Source organism: Pseudomonas sp. GW823-FHT02C05, assembly GCF_058797595.1.
Map to the genome: position 1 here is coordinate 1,483,200 of NZ_JBXAJU010000001.1, position 18,113 is coordinate 1,501,312.

The window sequence follows — 18,113 nt, forward strand, 5'->3', positions numbered from 1 at the left end:
AAAACTTCCCCTGGGGACACCGGGTCTACACCACCGAATTTGCGTGTTTTATCTCCAGAGGCTCTAAAGAATGGCAGCAGTACTTGTCGGACAATTCCATGCAAGAGATGCCGAGGGACGGGTGTACTCAGTGCACGAATTCCAGGAATCCATGCCCCCGGAGGACGGCGCGGCCGGATCGGAGCCCGTGACCACCTACCGCCTGGCCATCGGCGACCGGGTCAAGAAACTCGATGACAACCAGTTCCTGCTGGTGCAGTCGGATGTAACCATCGTGCGCGAGCCCGAGACCTATGTAGCTCAGTGATTCTTCGCGAGCATCATCGCCAGCTGTTGTGTCGCCACACTTGGGTTAGGATTCGTTGCTTGACCCCTCGACGGCTGGAGATGGACTTCAAGCATGCGTTTACGTCATATCGAAGTGATTCAGGCGCTCCTGCAAACCGCTCACCTGGGCACTGCCGCCGAACTGCTGCAACTTTCGGTGGCCGAGGTCGAGGCCCTGCTGCGCGACGCCGAGAGCCAATTGGGCTTCATGCTGTTCGCCAGTGTTCGCGGCCGTTTGCAGGCCACCCGTGAAGCCCGGGAGCTGCAGGGAGCCATCACCCGGGTGTATGACGCTTTCGAGCCCGTGCAGCGCCTGGCCGACAGCCTGAGGTTCCACCAGGCGCCACCGCTGCGCCTCGTCGGCACCCCGCCGCTGGTTCAGCAACTGCTACCCCAGTGCATCGCCGCCCTGCGCCGGCGCTTCGCCGACACCCCTTGCAGCCTGCTCGGCCAGAGCACCCGGGACATGGTCCACAGCCTGCTGCTGCGTGACTGCGATCTGGGCCTGAGCCTGCACGATCCGCAGCACCCGGACATCCACAGCCAGGCCCTGGCCCAGGGCAAGCTGTTTCTCCTGGCGCCCCACGGCTGGCTGCAACCCAAGCAGAAATACGTCGCCCTGCAGGATCTGGCCGGCCAGGCCATGGTCGGCCTGGAGGGCCAGGACCCGCTGAGCGTGATGCTTGCCAGCAAACTGCAGAACCTGCGCCCCAGCCCGGTGATCCAGACCCGGGTGCAGACCTATCAGATGATGCGCAGCCTGGTGGAAGCTGGCGAAGGTCTGGCCATCGTCGACCCCTTCACCGCCGTCGGCGCCCGCAGCGCCGGGCTCGATGTGTGCCCGCTGTCGCCCCCCATCAGCGTCACGCTGTACGCCTTGCGGCGCCACGGCAGCGACAGCTCGCCGCTGACCACTGCCCTGCTGGAGCTGCTCACGGAACAGGCCGAGGCCCTGCTGGCAGGTTAAAGCGCCGGCCCCTCCAGCTCATTGGCGAACAGCCGGTACCAGAAGATCGCCACCTCGGCGGTCTGCGGGTCGATACCGCGGTAACGCAGGTGGTCCACGCCCCCTACCACATAGCCGCATTGCTCGTAGAGGCGGCAGGCCCCCAGGTTGTTGTTCTGGGTTTCCAGCATCATCCCCGGCAGTTTTTTCCTGCGGCTCCAGAACTGCGCCACATCCAGCAGCGCCCTGGCTACCCCGTGGCGCCGGGCCGGCGCATGCACCGCCAGCTCATCGATATGGGCGTAACCGTTCCAGTTGGTGCTGACCACCACATGGCCCACCGGCTGGTCGTCCAGATAGGCCATGAAGATCTCGCTGTCCGCGGCATTGCGGTAGCTGCTGAACTCCTCCGGGTCGATGCCATAGCATTTGCGATAGGGCACGATCCGTCGCAGGGCCCAGTCCGCCACCGGCACTTCGCGTTCGGCCACGGCATAGGCGCTGACCTCGAAGCTGAAGTCGCTGCCCCAGATATAAGCGGCAAAGCCCTCATCGGCGACTCGCACCGCCAGGCCCGGATAACGGGGATTCACAACAGGTTGCATGGCCGGGAAACTCCTCATGCCTTGATGCAATCGACGGTGTACTGGCGCCCGTCGCCCAGATCGTCATGCTGCAGCCCGTGCACATCGGCGACAAACCCCGGGAAGCTGCTGTCAAAGGCCCGGGCGAAGGCCAGGTAATCGATGATCGAACGGGTGGAATCGGTGAAACGCTCGCCCGGCATGATCAGCGGAATGCCCGGCGGATAGGGCACCAGCATCACCGCAGCGATACGCCCCTGCAACTGATCGATGGAAACCGCCTCGACCTCGCCCCGCACCAGATGGTCATAGGCATCGGCAGGCTTCATGGCCACCTCCGGCAGCACCGTGTACATGCGCTTGAGGTGCTTGGCCGTGGCGTTGCTGCGGTAGCAGGCGTGCAACTGGTCGCACAGGTCCTGCAGGCCCATGCCCTGGTAGCGCTGCGGGTCCTGCCCGGCCACGCTGGGCAGGCAGCTGGCCAGGCTGACATTGGCGTCGTAGTTGCGCTTGAACTCCAGCAGTTCGGTGAGCAGCGTGCTCCACTTGCCCTTGGTGATGCCCATGGAGAACAGCACCAGGAACGAATAGAGCCCGGTCTTTTCCACCACCAGCCCGCGCTCCCAGAGAAACTTGCTGACCACCGCCGCCGGGATCCCGTGCTCGCTCAGGGCGCCGCCCGCGGTCAGGCCGGGCATGACCAGGGTCACCTTGATCGGGTCCAGCAGCACATAGTCATCGGTGACCCCGGCAAAACCGTGCCACTCGCCCTCAGGTTCCAGCAGCCAGTCCTCGGTGCGCACCTGGTCGATGCCCTCGACCCGCTCCGGTTGCCACACCGAGAACCACCAGTCATCGGCGGCGATGTTCTGCCGCAGGTTGGCCAGGGCCCGGCGAAAGCTCAGGGCCTCGTCGAACATTTCCTGCAGCAGCGAGCGCCCTGCCGGCCCTTCCATCATCGCCGAAGCCACGTCCAGCGAGGCGATGATGCTGTACTGCGGCGAGGTGGAGATATGCATCATGAAGGCTTCGTTGAAGCGGTCGCGGTCCAGTTGCCGGGCGCCGCCATCCTGCACGTGAATCATCGAGGCCTGGCTGAAGGCCGCCAGCAGCTTGTGGGTGGAATGGGTGGTGAACACCAGCGGGCTGTCGGCGCTGCGGGACGTGCCCATGCCGTAGCGCCCGGCGAAGAACTCATGAAAGGCCGCATAGGCGTACCAGGCTTCGTCGAAGTGCAGCACCTCGACACTGTTGCCCAGGCTCTGCTTGATCAGCTCGGCGTTGTAGCACAGGCCGTCATAAGTGGAGTTGGTGACCACCGCCAGCTTGACCCTGGGCGGCCGACCGCGGGTCAGCGGGCTGGCATCGATCTTGGCCTGGATCGACTCGGCGCTGAACTCGCTCAGGGGAATCGGCCCGATGATCCCCAGTTCGTTGCGCTCCGGGCACAGGTACAGGGGAATGGCCCCGGTCATGATGATCGAGTGCAGCACCGACTTGTGGCAGTTGCGGTCCACCAGCACCAGGTCATCGCGACCGACCATGGAATGCCAGACGATCTTGTTGGCGGTGGAGGTGCCATTGATCACGAAAAAGGTGTGATCGGCGCCAAAGTTGCGCGCGGCACGGGCCTCGGCTTCCGCCAGCGGGCCGGTGTGATCCAGCAGCGACCCCAGCTCCGGGACCGACACCGACAGGTCCGAACGCAAGGTATTCTCGCCAAAGAACTGGTGAAACGCCTGCCCCACCGGGCTCTTGCGATAGGCCACGCCACCGCCGTGCCCCGGGGTGTGCCAGGAATAGTTGGAGTCGGCGGTGTGCTGTACCAGGGCCTTGAAGAACGGTGGCAGCAAGCCATCCAGGTAGCCCCGCGCGGCCCGGGCCACTTGCCGGGCCAGGAACGGCACCGTGTCCTCGAACAGGTAGAGAATGCCCCGCAGCTGGTTGAGTTCGCTCATGGCGTCGGCGGGGGCGTTTTCCAGGGTCACCTGCTCGCCCAGGGCAAAGATCGGCAGCAGCGGCGCACGTACCCGCGCCAGGCGGATCAGTTCCACCATGTTCTGCAACAGGTGCTTGTTCTCCCCGGCCCCTTCGGCGGCGATCAACATGCAGGCCAGGCCGTGATGGGTCGAAGCCACCAGCCGCCCTTCGGCATAGTCCACCGCGGAAAAGATGCTGAACCCGTCCTTTTCCAGTTCCCGGGCGATCCCCCTGACCCGGTCCCCCGCGACCGTATCGGCCTTGATGTCGCGATGCACGATCAGGATCGGAAACTGCAGGTCTTTATACATGGGGCTCAGTGTCCTGAAACGGCGGGCAGGCCCCGCCAATCAACTCAGGGTAGAAGCTGCGCACGCTTCGTGTCACCCCAGGCATGGGCTGGGTGTAACAAAACGTCGCTCTGGAACAATTGCCGGTCCATTCCCAGCCACGCCTGTAGCCGCTGCTGGGCCCGCGAAGCTGTGAAAAGGACCGAAGGGCCTTGCCTGGCGATCTCCCGCCAGGCCCCTGCGGCCTTCAATATCGCGGCGCCTCCTACGGCGCCGTTCGCCGCCTGCGGCAGCGGCAGCGGCAGCGGCAGCGGCAGCGGCAGCGGCAGCGGCCACAGCAAAGGCTTACTGCTGGGTTTCGAGCAACTGGGTCCAGAGCGCCGGGGCACCGGCGGACTTGGCGATGATTTCCAGGCGCACCTGGTGCTCGGCCAGTTCGGCGTCGCTGGCCTGGATGATCCGCCCGCGCGGGCGATCGGCCGGCAAGCGGCGGATTTCCGAAGCCTGGCCGGCTCCCTCGCCAGAGCCGTTGCCGTCCGAGGCATTGCCGGCCAGGGACAGGCTGGTCTGGCCACCGGTCATGGTCAGGTAGACGTCGGCCAGGATCTCCGAGTCGAGCAAGGCGCCGTGCAGTTCACGGCCGGAGTTGTCGACGCCGTAGCGTTTGCACAGGGCGTCGAGGCTGTTGCGCTGCCCCGGGTGCCGCTCGCGGGCCATCATCAGGGTGTCGAGGATGGTGCAGTGCTGGGTGATGTCGGCCCGTTCGTGCTGGCCCATCAAGGCGAATTCGTTGTTGATGAAGCCAACGTCGAACGCCGCGTTGTGGATGATCAGCTGCGCGCCCTGGATGAAGTCGAAGAACTCATCGGCGACTTCGGCGAAACGCGGCTTGCCCACCAGGAATTCGTTGGTGATGCCGTGGACGCCGATGGCGCCCTCATCGCTCTCGCGATCCGGTTGCAGGTAAACGTGGAAGTGCCGGCCGGTCAGGCGCCGACCGATCAACTCGACGCAACCGATTTCAATGATCCGGTGGCCGTCGGTCACCGGCATGCCGGTGGTTTCGGTATCGAGTACAACAGATCTGTTGGCCATCAGGGGTCAGTTCTCAACGGTGGAAGTGTTTCAAAGCGCGGGATTTTAGCACGCTCTGGCGGCAGGACACCCATGGCGGATTCATCAGCCCCCAGCCTGTGCAGTTTTTAACAATCCTTAGCAAAGCTGCTGCAGTTCGTTGCAACGCAAAGCGCTAGGGTGCCCGACGATATTTTCCGCCGGACCCAGCCCTGCCATGACCCCCAGCAAAACCCGACTGGCCTGCGCGCTCTGCGCCTGCCTGTGCGCCGACCTCGTCCAGGCCAGCGCCCTGGTGATCAGCACCGACATCAGCATGAGCCTGACCCTGAGCTCAACCGAGGGCAGCTCCAAAGCCAGCAGCTCATTCAAGGACGACAAACTTGTGCTCGCCGCCCAGAGCGATGCCGCGGCCTTCGTGGCCAGCGCCGGCGAGATCCGTGGCGCCCGGTTGGAAGCCGCCCTGATGCACATTCGCCAGGTGCTCGGCGCCCCGCCCTGTAGCGACCTGCAACTGGCCAGCGCCATGCTTGCGCTCTGAGCCCCCAGGCGCATCCGCAGCTAATTCATCGCGCGCCCCAGCCGTTTCTTTATGCGAACAAGGCTATTGCGTTACCGTGCGGCCTCACCCAGGCGCGCGGGTGCTGATACCCGGCGTTGCACTCACCCCACAGGAACCGCCCTTCCATGCTCAAGACTCGACAGATGCTCCCACTGCTGCTGGCCTTGGCCTGCATCAGTGGCTGCTCTTCCCTTGCGCACACCGACAGCGACAGCCAACAACGGCCGCTGATCGTTGCCCATCGCGGCGGCGCCGCGGAATTTCCCGAGAACACCCTGCTGGCCATCGACAACGCCCTGCGCAATAACGTCGACATGCTCTGGCTGACGGTGCAACTCAGCCGCGATGGCGTACCGGTGCTGTACCGACCGGCCGACCTGAGCACCAATACCCAGGCCACAGGCGCAGTCAACCAGCACACCCTGGCGCAGTTGCAGGCACTCAATGCCGGGTGGAATTTCAAGCAGACAGCAGCCGATGGCCAGGTGAGCTTTCCCTATCGCGCCCAGCCGGTGAGCCTGCCGTCGTTGCGACAGGCGCTGATGGCGATCCCCGAGTCGGTGCCGGTGATTCTCGACATGAAGGCCCTGCCGGCTGCCCCCCAGGCCCAGGCCGTCGCCCGCTTGCTGGAACAGCTGCACGCCTGGAACCGGGTGCTGATCTACTCCACCGATGCCGGCTACCAGCAGGCTTTCGCGCCCTATCCCCAGGCCCGGCTGTTCGAATCCAGGGACAGTACCCGGGACCGGCTGGCCAGCGTCGCCCTCGCCCACCACTGCAACGCACCACCTGCACCCGGCAGTTGGGTGGCTTTCGAGTACCGGCGCCCGGTGCAACTGGTCGAGTCCTTTACCCTGGGCGAGGCGCGCTCCCAGGTCGATGCCCGGCTGTGGACGCCCGCTGCGGTGGATTGCTTTCAGTCACGGGGCAAGGTGCGGATGCTGGCGATCGGCATCAATACGGCCGAGGACTACCAGGCGGCCACTTGCCTGAAGATGGATGCGGTGCTGGTGGATTCGCCCCGTGCGATGGGGGAAATGAAGCAGCGGCTCGAACGGCCGCTGCCTTGTCGCTGATTGGCCGCTCAGGGCATCAGGGCTGCTTGTAGCCGCGGACCTCGTCGACGCCACGGTTGGCCAACTGGTCGGCCCGCTCGTTGCCGTGATGGCCGGTGTGGCCGCGCACCCATTTCCAGGTGACGTTGTGGCGGTTGACCTGATCGTCGAGCTGCTGCCACAGGTCGGCATTCTTCACCGGCTCCTTGGCGGCGGTCTTCCAGCCGCGCTTCTTCCAGTTGGCCATCCACTCGTTGATGCCCTTCATCACATACTGCGAGTCGGTGACCAGCTGCACATCGCACTGGCGCTTGAGCTCTTCCAGGCCGCGGATCGCCGCCATCAGCTCCATGCGGTTGTTGGTGGTGTTGGCTTCGCCGCCCCAGAGCTCCTTTTCGACGCCCTTGCACACCAGCAGCGCGCCCCAGCCACCGGGGCCGGGATTGCCCTTGCAGGCACCGTCGGTAAAGATTTCTACGCTATCGCTCATCCACGCCTTCCATCAGAAAATTGCCATTGGCCCGACGACCGCGATCGACCGGGCCCAGGGCCGGGCTACGCCGGCCGGGAGTGTATAAAAAGAGGGTTTCAACAGTTCATCAAGGCTCGCTGTTGCGGCGGTTGACCTTGGCCATGGGCAGCGGTACCAGCTTGCCCATCGGCTCGCGCCGCACCTGGCGCACCGGGCGCAGGCCCACGGCGATCTTGCGCGCCACCAACAGGTAGAAGCCGCCGCCGGACAGTTGCCAGTGCCCGGCCCTGCGCTCCCAGCCGGCCAGCCGCGCCTGCCATGCCGTTGAAGCAAGCGGCGGACGATAGCACCCGAAGCGGCGTTTCTCCAGCGCGAAGCCCAGCAGGTTGAGCCAGTCGCCGACCCGCGACGGGGAGATGCAGCGGGCCAGGCGCAACGCATCATGGGCGAACACATGGCGCAGGCCCCAGGTGCTCCAGGGGTTGATGCCGACAATCAGCAGATGCCCCCCAGGGCGCACGCTGCTGGCCGCCTCGCGCAGCAGGCCATGGGGCGACAGGCAGAAATCCAGGCCGTGCTGCAGCACCACCACATCGGCGGCGTGCTCGCTCAGGGGCCAGGCCTGCTCCTCGCAGACGATCTCCACCCCGGGCAAGGGCGCGCCGAGACGCACGTTGCGTTGCACCTGGGGCGCCGCCGGCGGGGTTTGCGCCGAGGGCCCGTAGTGCACCAGGTAGCCACCGAAGAAACGCCCCAGTTCCTCTTCGAGCATGCGCCGCTCTTCATCCAGCAGAAATTGCCCCAGGGGGCCGGACAGCCACTCCCGGGCCGCACTGATCAGGGCCAGCCAGTCGGGATCTGCCTGAGCGAAGGCTTTATCGGTCATTGCATTCTCCAACACGCCAAGAAGCTCTAAGATGCGCCATTGTTTTCCGCTTGGCGAATCCGAAGATGATACAGATCAGTGCCCTGCCCGCCTTCACCGATAACTACATCTGGTTGTTACAAGATCATCGCAGCCAGCGCTGCGCAGTCGTCGATCCGGGGGATGCTGCGCCGGTACTGGCCTGGCTGGAACAGCACCCGGGCTGGGTGCTCAGCGACATCCTGATCACCCACCATCACCACGATCACGTCGGCGGCGTCGAACGCCTCAAGCAGCACAGCGCGGCCACGGTCCATGGCCCGGCCCGGGAAAAGATCCCGGCCCGCGACATCGGCCTCGAAGACAACCAGCGGGTTAGCATCCTCGGCTGGGAGTTCGAGGTGTTCGCCGTGCCCGGCCACACCCTGGGGCATATCGCCTACTACCACCATGGCCTGCTGTTCTGTGGCGATACCCTGTTCGCGGCCGGTTGTGGCCGGCTGTTCGAGGGCACCCCGGAGCAGATGCACCACTCCCTCGGCCGCCTCGCCGCGCTGCCGGACGACACCCTGATCTACTGCACCCACGAATACACCCTGAGCAACCTGCGCTTCGCCCAGGCGGTGGAACCGGCCAACCCGGATATCGCCGAACGCCTGGCGAAGGTTACGCAGATGCGTGAGCAAGGGCGCATGACCCTGCCCTCGACCCTGGCCCTGGAGAAATTGACCAACCCGTTCCTGCGTACCGGTGAAACATCCGTTAAACAAAAAGCGGACGAACGGAATGGCCAGGATAACCAGTCGCAGAGTGCGGTCTTTGCGGCTCTGAGGGCTTGGAAAGATAAGTTCTAAGCAGGCTATCGATTGGTACAAAAATTCTGAATGGTTGACCGCACCCCGGGTGCTTTCTAGAATCGCCCGACATTTTTGCCCGGAACTTACTTCCAGCCAATGTCGTCATCTATTCGTTATTCCATCAGTTCAGACGCATTGACGCGCTTGGCCCAGGCCATCGCGGTAGCTGTGTCAGCGACTCTTGCGGGCTGCCAAAGCACCGGCCATGCCCCGCAGAGCGACGCGACACACACACAGAATTTCAACGCCCGCATCAAGCAGAAACCCATCTGGCTGAGCAACCAGCCCAGCCCGCAAGTACCCCAGGACGTCTGGGAACGCATGCGCCAGGGGTTCCAATTGCAAGAAGGCCTGGGCGTCAACCCGCGTATTGAACAGCAGCGCCTGTGGTTCGCCAGCAACCCTTCCTTCCTGGAAAATGCCGGCGAGCGCGGCAGCCTTTATATCCACTACATCGTCGAGCGTCTCGAAGAGCGCAACATGCCGCTGGAACTGGCCCTGCTGCCGGTCATCGAAAGCGCCTACAACCCCCTGGCCTATTCCCGGGCCGATGCGGTGGGGCTGTGGCAGTTCGTCCCGGCCACCGGGCGCTACTTCAACCTGCGCCAGACCCGCTTCTACGATGGCCGCCGCGACATCACCGCGTCCACCACCGCGGCCATGGACTACCTGAGCCGCCTGCACGACATGTTCAACGGCGACTGGCTGCTGGCACTGGCCGCCTACAACGCCGGTGAAGGCACGGTGAGCCGGGCCATCGAGCGCAATGAAAAGCTCGGCCTGCCCACCGACTACTGGAACCTGCCGCTGCCGGCCGAGACCCAGGCCTATGTGCCCAAGCTGCTGGCCCTGTCCCAGGTGGTGCTGGCCCCGCAGGCCTACGGCGTGAACCTCAACCCGATCGCCAACGAACCCTACTTCCAGGTGGTGGAGATCAACCAGCGCATGGACCTGTCCAAGGTCGCGGCGGTGGCCAACATCGACGAGGACGAGCTGTTCCAGCTCAACCCGGCGTTCAAGCAGCGCACCACCATCGACGGCCCCCAGCACCTGCTGGTGCCGACTTCCAAGGCACAGTTGCTGACCACCAGCCTGTCCACCATGAAACCCGAAGAACTGATCAGCAAGCGCTCCCTCAAACCGGTCTTCGACCGCGACGAAGGGCGTGATTCGCTGCGGGCCAAGCGCATCTACCGGGTCAAGAATGGCGACAACCTGACCCTCATTGCCAAGGCCAACAAGGTCGACGTCCAGGACCTGCAGCGCTGGAACAAGCTCAGCGGCAAGAACCTCAAGGTCGGCCAGACGCTGGTGATGCAGGACACCCGCAAGGTGGCCAGCAAGAAAACCAGCCTGGCCAGCAACAAGAAGAAGTCGACTCAGTACAAGGTCAAGCAGGGCGACTCGCTGTACATGGTGGCCAAGCGCTTCAATGTCGAGATGCAGCACCTCAAGCGCTGGAACCCCCGCGCGGCCCAGGCCCTCAAGCCCGGCCAGATGCTGACGGTGTACCTGCCGCACTGAAATCTCCCCTGTAGGAGCCGGCTTGCCGGCGAACAGCCTTCGCCGGCAAGCCGGCTCCTACAGGAAATTTCAATTGCACGAAGCGCGCGCCAGCGAGCTTTTTCCTGCTGATACAAGCTGTTACTGTACGGAGCACAAAGCCCAAGCCGCCTGGATCGGATCTCTGTCTCGATGCGTCCCCTGCTCCTGCTCTTCATCAGCCTGGCCTTGAGCTTTCCCGCAAGCGCGACGATCACCGAAAGTCACGGTTACGCGCAGTTTGGCACGCTCAAATACCCGGCAAAGTTCACCCATTTCGATTGGGTCAACCCCGCTGCGCCCAAAGGCGGCACCTTGCGGGTCATGGCCTTTGGCACCTTCGACACCCTCAACCCCTACACCTTCAAGGGCACCAGCCCGGTCGCCACGCCGAATTTCCTGCAATACGGGGTCAACGAACTCAACGAACCCTTGATGGTGGGCACCGGCCTGTATGCGCCTTCCGGTGATGAGCCGACTTCCAGCTACGGCCTGATCGCCCGCTCGGTGGAATACGCCGAGGACCGCAGTTGGGTGGTCTTCAACCTGCGCCCCGAAGCACGCTTTCACGATGGCAAGCCGATCACCGCCTACGATGTGGCGTTCTCCTATCGCCTGTTGCTCAAGGAAGGCCACCCGCAATACCGCACCAACCTGCAAGAAGTGCAGCGGGTGGATATCCTCGGCCCGCAGCGCATCCGCTTCGTGTTCAAGCGTGCCGGCAACCCCTTGCTGATCCTGCGCCTGGGCGAACTGCCGGTGCTACCCCAGCATTACTGGAAGGATCGCGACTTCAAGGCCACCACCTTCACCCCGCCCCTGGGCAGCGGCCCGTACCGCATCACCCAGGTACAGCCCGGGCGCCAGCTGGTGTTCGAACGGGTCAAGGACTACTGGGGCAAGGACCTGCCAGTCAACCGCGGCTTCAACAACTTCGACCGGGTCGAAGTGGAGTTCTACCGCGACAGCGACGTGGCCTTCGAAGCCTTCAAGGCCGGCGAGTTCGACATCTATATCGAGCACCAGGCCAAGAACTGGGCCAACGGCTACAACTTCCCGGCGGTCAACCGCGGTGAGGTGATCAAGGCCCAGGTGGCGCACCAGATCCCGACCCAGACCCAGGGCCTGTTCATGAACACCCGCCGCGCCACTTTCGCCGACGTGCGGGTGCGCGAGGCGCTGGGCATGATGTTCGACTTCGAGTGGACCAACCGCACCCTGTTCAGCGGCGCCTACCAGCGCGCCCTGAGCTACTACCCCAACAGCGAGTTCTCCGCCACCGGGGTACCGCAGGGCCATGAATGGCTGCTGCTCTCGCCCTACCGCGAGCAACTGCCCGCCAGCCTGTTCAGCCAGGCCTTCAGCCTGCCGCGCACCGACGGCCGCGGCATCCCGCGGGACACCCTGCGCAAGGCCCTGGGGCTGCTCGGCGAGGCGGGCTGGAAGCTCAATGACCAGCGCCTGCAGAACAGTGCCGGGCAGCCGCTGCGCTTCGAGCTGATGCTGGTCAATCCCAACCTGGAACGGATTCTCCAGCCCTACGTGGAGAACCTCGCGAGCATCGGCATCGACGCCCGCCTGCGCACCGTGGACAGGGCGCAATACAAGCAGCGCCTGGACCAGTTCGACTACGACATGATCCTCATGACCCTCAACCAGACCCTGAGCCCGGGCCTGGAGCAATGGCAGTACTTCCACTCCAGCCAGGTCTCGGTCAAGGGCAGCAAGAACTACGCAGGCATCAACAACCCGGTGGTCGATCACCTGCTGGAACAGCTGCTGGCCGCCCAGACCCGCGACGACCAACTGGCCGCGGGCCGGGCCCTGGACCGGGTGCTGCTGTGGCAGCACTACATGATTCCCAACTGGTACCTCAACTATCACCGCCTGGCCTACCGTAACCGGTTCGCCTTCGTCACCACGCCGCCCTATACCCTGGGCCTTGGCGCCTGGTGGCTGAAGTCCATGGAGAACGCCCAATGATGCCCCTGCGTGCCCTGCTCCTGCGCACCAGCGGCCTGTTGTTCAGCGCCATCGCCTGCTATGCCCAGGCTGCGCCGCAACACGCCGTGACCCTGTACAACGAAGCGCCGAAATACCCGGCGAACTTCCAGCACTTCGACTTCGTCAATCCCGACGCGCCCAAGGGCGGCACCTTCCGCATGGCCGGCTTCGGCAGCTTCGACAGCCTCAACCCGTTCATCAGCAAGGGCGTGCCGGAGCTGAACATCGGCCTGGTCTACGACACCCTGATGGCCCAGAGCCTGGATGAGCCGTTCACCGAGTACGGCCTGGTGGCCAGCAAGATCGAGAAGGCCCCGGACAACAGCTGGGTGCGCTTCTATCTGCGCCCCGAGGCGCGCTTCAACGACGGCCAGCCGATCCACGCCGAAGACGTGGTGTTCAGCTTCCAGACCCTGATGAGCGCCGGCTCGCCGCTGTACCGCGGCTACTACGCTGACGTCGACCAGGTGATCGCCGAAGACCCGCAGCGGGTGCTGTTCAAGTTCAAGCACACCAACAACCGCGAGCTGCCGCTGATCCTCGGCCAGCTGACGATCCTGCCCAAGCACTGGTGGCAAAGCCGCGACTTTGCCAAGAGCAACCTGGAGATTCCCCTGGGCAGCGGCCCTTACAAGGTCACCGAGGTCAAGGCCGGGCGCTCGATCCGCTACGAGCGGGTCAAGGACTATTGGGCCAAGGACCTGCCGGTCAACCGCGGCTTCTACAATTTCGACGTGATCACCAGCGACTACTACCGCGACAACACCGTGGCCCTGGAAGCGCTCAAGGCCGGCCAGTTCGACTACTGGCTGGAAATGAGCGCGAAGAACTGGGCCAACGCCTACAACATTCCGGCCGTGGCCCAGGGCCGCCTGATCAAGGAGCAGATCGCCAACGGCAACCCCACCGGCATGCAGGGTTTTGTCTTCAACACCCGCCGGCCGATGTTCCAGGACGTGCGAGTGCGTCACGCGCTGAGCCTGCTGCTGGACTTCGAGTGGAGCAACAAGCAGCTGTTCAACGGTGCCTACACCCGCACCCGCAGCTACTTCGAGAACTCGGAAATGGCCGCCACCGGCCTGCCGGGGCCCGAGGAACTGGCCATCCTCGAACCGCTGCGGGGCAAGATCCCCCCGCAGGTATTCGACCAGGCCTTCTCCCCTTCGGTGTGCGACGGCAGCGGGATGATCCGCGCCCAGCAGCGCCAGGCCTACCAGCTGTTGCAGGAAGCCGGCTGGCGCATCGTCGACGACAAGATGGTCGACGCCCAGGGCAAGCCGGTGGTGATCGAGTTCCTGCTGGCCCAGACCGAGTTCGAGCGCGTACTGCTGCCGTTCAAGCGCAACCTGGCCGACCTGGGCATCGACCTGGTGATCCGCCGGGTCGACGTGTCCCAGTACATCACCCGGGTGCGCTCGCGGGACTTCGACATGATCGTCGGCAGCTTCCCCCAGTCCAACTCCCCGGGTAACGAGCAGCGCGAGTTCTGGATGTCCTCCAGTGCCGACAAGCCCGGCAGCCGCAACTACATCGGCCTCAAGGACCCGGCCATCGACAGCCTGGTGGAAAACCTGATCAACGCCGATTCCCGCGCCAGCCTGGTGGCCCACGCCAAGGCCCTGGACCGGGTCCTGCAATGGGGCTACTACGTGATTCCCAACTGGCACATCAAGACCTGGCGCGTGGCCTACTGGGACCATATCGGCCACCCCAAGGTCGCGCCCAAGTACGACATAGGCGTCAACACCTGGTGGATCAAGCCCGGCGCCAAGCCGGCCGTTGAACCGACCCCGGACAACCAGGCGGCCCCGGCCGAAGCGGTGTACTGACCATGCTGGCCTATATCTTTCGCCGCCTGCTGCTGATCATCCCCACGCTGCTGGGCATCCTGCTGATCAACTTCGTGATCATCCAGGCCGCACCCGGCGGCCCGGTGGAGCAGATGATCGCCAAGCTCGAAGGCTTCGACGGCGCCACCAGCCGCATCGCCGGCGGCGGCGCCGAAGTCTCGGTGGCCGGTTCCAGCTACCGCGGCGCCCAGGGCCTGGACCCGGCGCTGATCAAGGAAATCGAGCACATGTACGGCTTCGACAAGTCGGCGCCGGAACGCTTGTGGATCATGATCAAGAACTACGCCACCCTGGATTTCGGCAACAGCTTCTTCCGTGACGCCAAGGTGGTGGACCTGATCAAGGAAAAGATGCCGGTGTCCATCTCCCTCGGGTTGTGGAGCACCCTGATCATGTACCTGGTGTCGATCCCCCTGGGGATCGCCAAGGCCACCCGCCACGGCAGCCACTTCGATGTCTGGACCAGTTCGGCGATCATCGTCGGCTACGCGATCCCGGCCTTCCTGTTCGCCATCCTGCTGATCGTGGTGTTCGCCGGCGGCAGCTATTTCAACTGGTTCCCCCTGCGCGGCCTGACCTCCAACGACTTCGACCAGCTGAGCTGGGGCGGCAAGATCCTCGACTACTTCTGGCACCTGGCGCTGCCGGTCACCGCCCTGGTGATCGGCCACTTCGCCACCATGACCCTGCTGACCAAGAACAGCTTCCTCGACGAGATCAACAAGCAGTACGTGGTCACCGCCAAGGCCAAGGGCCTGACCCAGCGCCGGGTGCTCTACGGCCATGTGTTCCGCAACGCCATGCTGCTGGTGATCGCCGGCTTCCCCTCGGCCTTCATCGGCATCTTCTTCACCGGCTCCCTGCTGGTGGAAGTGATCTTCTCCCTCGACGGCCTGGGCCTGATGAGCTTCGAGGCAGCGATCAACCGCGACTACCCGGTGGTGTTCGGCACCCTGTTCATCTTCACCCTGCTGGGGCTGGTGGTGAAACTGATCGGCGACCTGACCTACACCCTGGTCGACCCTCGCATCGACTTCGACAGCCGGGAGCATTGAGATGAACCTGTCCCCCCTCAATCGCCGGCGCTTCGAGCGCTTCAAGGCCAACAAGCGCGGCTGGTGGTCGCTGTGGCTGTTCCTGGTGCTGTTCGTCCTCAGCCTGGGCGCCGAGCTGATCGCCAACGACAAGCCGCTGGTGGTGCACTACGAAGGCGGCTGGTACTTCCCGGCCCTCAAGCGCTACCCGGAAACCACCTTCGGCGGCGAATTCCCCCTGGAAGCCAACTACAAGAGCCCCTACATCCGCGAACTGCTGGCGCAGAAGGATGCCTGGGTACTCTGGGCACCGATCCCCTTCAGCTACCAGAGCATCAACTACGACCTGCGGGTGCCGGCCCCGGCGCCGCCCTCGGCGGACAACCTGCTGGGCACCGACGACCAGGGCCGCGACGTACTGGCCCGGGTCATCTACGGGTTCCGGGTGTCGGTGCTGTTCGCCCTGACCCTGACCATTCTCAGCTCCATCATCGGCGTCATCGCCGGCGCCCTGCAGGGCTTCTACGGCGGCTGGGTGGACCTGGTGGGCCAGCGCTTCCTGGAGATCTGGTCCGGCCTGCCGGTGCTCTACCTGCTGATCATCCTCGCCAGCTTCGTGCAACCCAACTTCTGGTGGCTGCTGGGGATCATGCTGCTGTTCTCCTGGATGAGCCTGGTGGACGTGGTGCGGGCCGAGTTCCTGCGCGGGCGCAACCTGGAGTACGTGCGCGCGGCCCGGGCCCTGGGGATGCAGAACGGCGCCATCATGTTCCGCCACATCCTGCCCAACGCCATGGTCTCCACCATGACCTTCATGCCCTTTATCCTCACCGGCGCCATCGGCACCCTCACCGCCCTGGACTTCCTCGGTTTCGGCCTGCCGCCGGGGGCGCCATCCCTCGGCGAGCTGGTGGCCCAGGGCAAGTCCAACCTGCAGGCGCCCTGGCTGGGCATGAGCGCCTTCGCCGTGCTGGCGATCATGCTCAGCCTGCTGGTGTTCATCGGCGAATCCGCCCGCGATGCCTTCGACCCGAGGAAATGACATGACCCAGGACAACCTGATCGAAGTCCGCGACCTGGCGGTGGAGTTCGTCACCGGCGAGCACCGCCAGCGGGTGGTGCAAGGCGTCAGCTTCGACATCAAGCGCGGCGAGACCCTGGCCCTGGTGGGCGAAAGCGGCTCGGGCAAATCGGTCACCGCCCACTCCATCCTGCGGCTGCTGCCCTACCCTCTGGCGCACCACCCCAGCGGCACCATCCAGTATGCCGGGCACGACCTGCTGACCCTGAAAGAGAAGACCATCCGCCATATCCGCGGCAACCGCATCGCGATGATCTTCCAGGAGCCCATGACCTCGCTGAACCCGCTGCACAGCATCGAGAAGCAGATCAACGAAGTGCTGGGCATCCACAAGGGCCTGACCGGCAAGGTCGCCACCCGGCGCACCCTGGAACTGCTGGAGCTGGTGGGCATCCCCGAACCGCACAAGCGTCTCAAGGCCCTGCCCCACGAGCTGTCTGGCGGCCAGCGGCAACGGGTGATGATCGCCATGGCCCTGGCCAACGAGCCGGAACTGCTGATCGCCGACGAGCCCACCACAGCCCTGGATGTCACCGTGCAGCTGAAGATCCTCGAGCTGCTCAAGGAACTGCAGGCGCGCCTGGGCATGGCGCTGCTGCTGATCAGCCACGACCTGAACCTGGTGCGGCGCATTGCCCACCGGGTCTGTGTCATGCAGAAGGGCTGCATCGTCGAACAGGCATCCTGCGAAGATCTGTTCCGCGCGCCGCAGCATCCCTACACCCGGGAACTGCTGGCCGCAGAACCCAGCGGCCTGCCGGCGGCCAACGAGATTGGCCCGCCGCTGCTGGAGGTTAACAACCTCAAGGTCTGGTTCCCGATCAAGAAAGGCCTGCTGCGCAGCACCGTGGATCACGTCAAGGCAGTGGACGGCATCCACTTCAGCCTGCCCCAGGGCCAGACCCTGGGCATCGTTGGTGAAAGCGGCTCGGGCAAGTCGACCCTGGGCCTGGCGATCCTGCGCCTGATTGCCAGCCAGGGCGGCATTCGCTTCGAGGGCCAGCAACTGGACAGCCTGACCCAGCAACAGGTTCGGCCGCTGCGGCGGGAAATGCAGGTGGTGTTCCAGGACCCTTTCGGCAGCCTCAGCCCGCGCATGAGCGTGAGCCAGATCGTCGGCGAGGGCCTGCGCATCCACAAGATAGGCAGTGAACAGGAGCAGGAGCAGGCCATCATCGAAGCCCTCAAGGAGGTCGGCCTGGACCCGGACACGCGGCACCGCTACCCCCATGAGTTCTCCGGCGGGCAGCGCCAGCGCATCGCCATCGCCCGGGCCCTGGTGCTCAAGCCGCGGCTGATCCTGCTGGACGAACCGACCTCGGCCCTGGACCGCACGGTGCAGCGCCAGGTGGTGGAACTGCTGCGCACACTGCAAAGCAAGTACAACCTGACCTACCTGTTCATCAGCCACGACCTGGCGGTGGTCAAGGCCCTGAGCCACCAGTTGATGGTGATCAAGCACGGCCAGGTGGTGGAACAGGGGGACGCCGGGGGCATCTTCGACGCCCCGCAACACCCTTACACACGGCAACTGCTGGAAGCCGCCTTCCTGGCTCCGGCAAGCGCCGAATAACCTGAAACAGGAGTAGC

The 18,113-nt window shown here is 64.5% G+C and carries 16 protein-coding genes; 11 read left to right on the plus strand and 5 right to left on the minus strand.

Going from position 1 to position 18,113, the window contains the following annotated elements; all coding sequences use genetic code 11:
* The first annotated feature begins 70 nt into the window (after nucleotides 1–70).
* Both AC1RGE_RS06690 and AC1RGE_RS06695 read left to right on the plus strand, forming a co-directional pair.
* A complete protein-coding gene (locus tag AC1RGE_RS06690) occupies nucleotides 71–307 on the plus strand; it encodes a hypothetical protein (protein WP_011061572.1) in 237 nt (78 codons plus the stop codon).
* A gap of 93 nt (nucleotides 308–400) precedes the next feature.
* Nucleotides 401–1,294: a LysR family transcriptional regulator gene (locus AC1RGE_RS06695; protein WP_011061573.1), complete on the plus strand. Its 894-nt coding sequence runs from the start codon at nucleotides 401–403 to the stop codon at nucleotides 1,292–1,294.
* Here the strand turns inward: AC1RGE_RS06695 and AC1RGE_RS06700 are convergent.
* The 3 genes from AC1RGE_RS06700 to dnaQ all read right to left on the minus strand — a co-directional run bounded on the left by AC1RGE_RS06700 (nucleotide 1,291) and on the right by dnaQ (nucleotide 5,222).
* Nucleotides 1,291–1,878, minus strand: a complete 588-nt coding sequence (locus AC1RGE_RS06700; protein WP_015635812.1) for a GNAT family N-acetyltransferase — start codon at nucleotides 1,876–1,878, stop codon at nucleotides 1,291–1,293. The genes AC1RGE_RS06695 and AC1RGE_RS06700 overlap by 4 nt on opposite strands.
* Before the next feature lie 14 nt (nucleotides 1,879–1,892).
* Nucleotides 1,893–4,148, minus strand: coding sequence for an Orn/Lys/Arg family decarboxylase (locus AC1RGE_RS06705; RefSeq protein ID WP_015635813.1), 2,256 nt, complete (start codon nucleotides 4,146–4,148; stop codon nucleotides 1,893–1,895).
* A 324-nt stretch (nucleotides 4,149–4,472) separates the two neighbouring features.
* Nucleotides 4,473–5,222 (minus strand): DNA polymerase III subunit epsilon, encoded by a 750-nt coding sequence (dnaQ, locus tag AC1RGE_RS06710; RefSeq protein ID WP_011061576.1) that lies wholly within the window; start codon nucleotides 5,220–5,222, stop codon nucleotides 4,473–4,475.
* A gap of 196 nt (nucleotides 5,223–5,418) precedes the next feature.
* On the opposite strand from dnaQ, the gene AC1RGE_RS06715 reads away from it, so the two are divergent.
* Complete coding sequence (locus tag AC1RGE_RS06715) at nucleotides 5,419–5,742, plus strand: DUF2388 domain-containing protein (protein ID WP_065364174.1); 324 nt, start codon at nucleotides 5,419–5,421, stop codon at nucleotides 5,740–5,742.
* 146 nt (nucleotides 5,743–5,888) lie between these two features.
* Nucleotides 5,889–6,839 (plus strand): glycerophosphodiester phosphodiesterase family protein, encoded by a 951-nt coding sequence (locus tag AC1RGE_RS06720; protein WP_492583719.1) that lies wholly within the window; start codon nucleotides 5,889–5,891, stop codon nucleotides 6,837–6,839.
* Between the two features lie 16 nt (nucleotides 6,840–6,855).
* Here AC1RGE_RS06720 and rnhA read toward each other — a convergent pair whose 3' ends face one another.
* Both rnhA and AC1RGE_RS06730 read right to left on the minus strand, forming a co-directional pair.
* Nucleotides 6,856–7,308 carry a ribonuclease HI gene (rnhA, locus tag AC1RGE_RS06725; protein WP_492583721.1) on the minus strand — a complete coding sequence of 151 codons (453 nt, stop codon included), beginning with the start codon at nucleotides 7,306–7,308 and terminating at the stop codon, nucleotides 6,856–6,858.
* 109 nt (nucleotides 7,309–7,417) lie between these two features.
* A complete protein-coding gene (locus AC1RGE_RS06730; protein ID WP_015635818.1) occupies nucleotides 7,418–8,176 on the minus strand; it encodes a methyltransferase domain-containing protein in 759 nt (252 codons plus the stop codon).
* A 65-nt stretch (nucleotides 8,177–8,241) separates the two neighbouring features.
* Between AC1RGE_RS06730 and gloB the strand changes: the two genes are divergently transcribed.
* The 7 genes from gloB to AC1RGE_RS06765 all read left to right on the plus strand — a co-directional run bounded on the left by gloB (nucleotide 8,242) and on the right by AC1RGE_RS06765 (nucleotide 18,096).
* Nucleotides 8,242–9,009 (plus strand): hydroxyacylglutathione hydrolase, encoded by a 768-nt coding sequence (gene gloB / locus AC1RGE_RS06735; protein ID WP_011061581.1) that lies wholly within the window; start codon nucleotides 8,242–8,244, stop codon nucleotides 9,007–9,009.
* A gap of 99 nt (nucleotides 9,010–9,108) precedes the next feature.
* Entirely contained in the window at nucleotides 9,109–10,536 is a 1,428-nt protein-coding gene (locus AC1RGE_RS06740) for a transglycosylase SLT domain-containing protein (RefSeq protein WP_011061582.1), read from the plus strand.
* A gap of 171 nt (nucleotides 10,537–10,707) precedes the next feature.
* A complete protein-coding gene (locus tag AC1RGE_RS06745) occupies nucleotides 10,708–12,537 on the plus strand; it encodes an extracellular solute-binding protein (protein ID WP_019095504.1) in 1,830 nt (609 codons plus the stop codon).
* Nucleotides 12,534–14,387: an extracellular solute-binding protein gene (locus AC1RGE_RS06750; RefSeq protein ID WP_011061584.1), complete on the plus strand. Its 1,854-nt coding sequence runs from the start codon at nucleotides 12,534–12,536 to the stop codon at nucleotides 14,385–14,387. Before AC1RGE_RS06745 ends, AC1RGE_RS06750 begins: the two co-directional genes overlap by 4 nt.
* Before the next feature lie 2 nt (nucleotides 14,388–14,389).
* The gene (locus AC1RGE_RS06755; protein WP_011061585.1) at nucleotides 14,390–15,463 is read left to right on the plus strand and encodes a microcin C ABC transporter permease YejB; all 1,074 of its coding nucleotides are present in this window, start codon (nucleotides 14,390–14,392) and stop codon (nucleotides 15,461–15,463) included.
* A gap of 1 nt (nucleotide 15,464) precedes the next feature.
* Nucleotides 15,465–16,484, plus strand: coding sequence for an ABC transporter permease (locus tag AC1RGE_RS06760; RefSeq protein WP_011061586.1), 1,020 nt, complete (start codon nucleotides 15,465–15,467; stop codon nucleotides 16,482–16,484).
* 1 nt (nucleotide 16,485) lies between these two features.
* Nucleotides 16,486–18,096, plus strand: coding sequence for an ABC transporter ATP-binding protein (locus AC1RGE_RS06765; RefSeq protein WP_011061587.1), 1,611 nt, complete (start codon nucleotides 16,486–16,488; stop codon nucleotides 18,094–18,096).
* Nucleotides 18,097–18,113 lie beyond the last annotated feature (17 nt).

What these genes read in the sequence shown, in the direction of transcription:
- AC1RGE_RS06690 (WP_011061572.1), top strand. Translation starts at nt 71, where the DNA reads ATGGCAGCAGTACTTGTCGGACAATTCCATGCAAGAGATGCCGAGGGA.
- AC1RGE_RS06695 (WP_011061573.1), top strand. Translation starts at nt 401, where the DNA reads ATGCGTTTACGTCATATCGAAGTGATTCAGGCGCTCCTGCAAACCGCT.
- AC1RGE_RS06700 (WP_015635812.1), bottom strand. Translation starts at nt 1,878, where the DNA reads ATGCAACCTGTTGTGAATCCCCGTTATCCGGGCCTGGCGGTGCGAGTC.
- AC1RGE_RS06705 (WP_015635813.1), bottom strand. Translation starts at nt 4,148, where the DNA reads ATGTATAAAGACCTGCAGTTTCCGATCCTGATCGTGCATCGCGACATC.
- dnaQ (WP_011061576.1), bottom strand. Translation starts at nt 5,222, where the DNA reads ATGGCCAACAGATCTGTTGTACTCGATACCGAAACCACCGGCATGCCG.
- AC1RGE_RS06715 (WP_065364174.1), top strand. Translation starts at nt 5,419, where the DNA reads ATGACCCCCAGCAAAACCCGACTGGCCTGCGCGCTCTGCGCCTGCCTG.
- AC1RGE_RS06720 (WP_492583719.1), top strand. Translation starts at nt 5,889, where the DNA reads ATGCTCAAGACTCGACAGATGCTCCCACTGCTGCTGGCCTTGGCCTGC.
- rnhA (WP_492583721.1), bottom strand. Translation starts at nt 7,308, where the DNA reads ATGAGCGATAGCGTAGAAATCTTTACCGACGGTGCCTGCAAGGGCAAT.
- AC1RGE_RS06730 (WP_015635818.1), bottom strand. Translation starts at nt 8,176, where the DNA reads ATGACCGATAAAGCCTTCGCTCAGGCAGATCCCGACTGGCTGGCCCTG.
- gloB (WP_011061581.1), top strand. Translation starts at nt 8,242, where the DNA reads ATGATACAGATCAGTGCCCTGCCCGCCTTCACCGATAACTACATCTGG.
- AC1RGE_RS06740 (WP_011061582.1), top strand. Translation starts at nt 9,109, where the DNA reads ATGTCGTCATCTATTCGTTATTCCATCAGTTCAGACGCATTGACGCGC.
- AC1RGE_RS06745 (WP_019095504.1), top strand. Translation starts at nt 10,708, where the DNA reads ATGCGTCCCCTGCTCCTGCTCTTCATCAGCCTGGCCTTGAGCTTTCCC.
- AC1RGE_RS06750 (WP_011061584.1), top strand. Translation starts at nt 12,534, where the DNA reads ATGATGCCCCTGCGTGCCCTGCTCCTGCGCACCAGCGGCCTGTTGTTC.
- AC1RGE_RS06755 (WP_011061585.1), top strand. Translation starts at nt 14,390, where the DNA reads ATGCTGGCCTATATCTTTCGCCGCCTGCTGCTGATCATCCCCACGCTG.
- AC1RGE_RS06760 (WP_011061586.1), top strand. Translation starts at nt 15,465, where the DNA reads ATGAACCTGTCCCCCCTCAATCGCCGGCGCTTCGAGCGCTTCAAGGCC.
- AC1RGE_RS06765 (WP_011061587.1), top strand. Translation starts at nt 16,486, where the DNA reads ATGACCCAGGACAACCTGATCGAAGTCCGCGACCTGGCGGTGGAGTTC.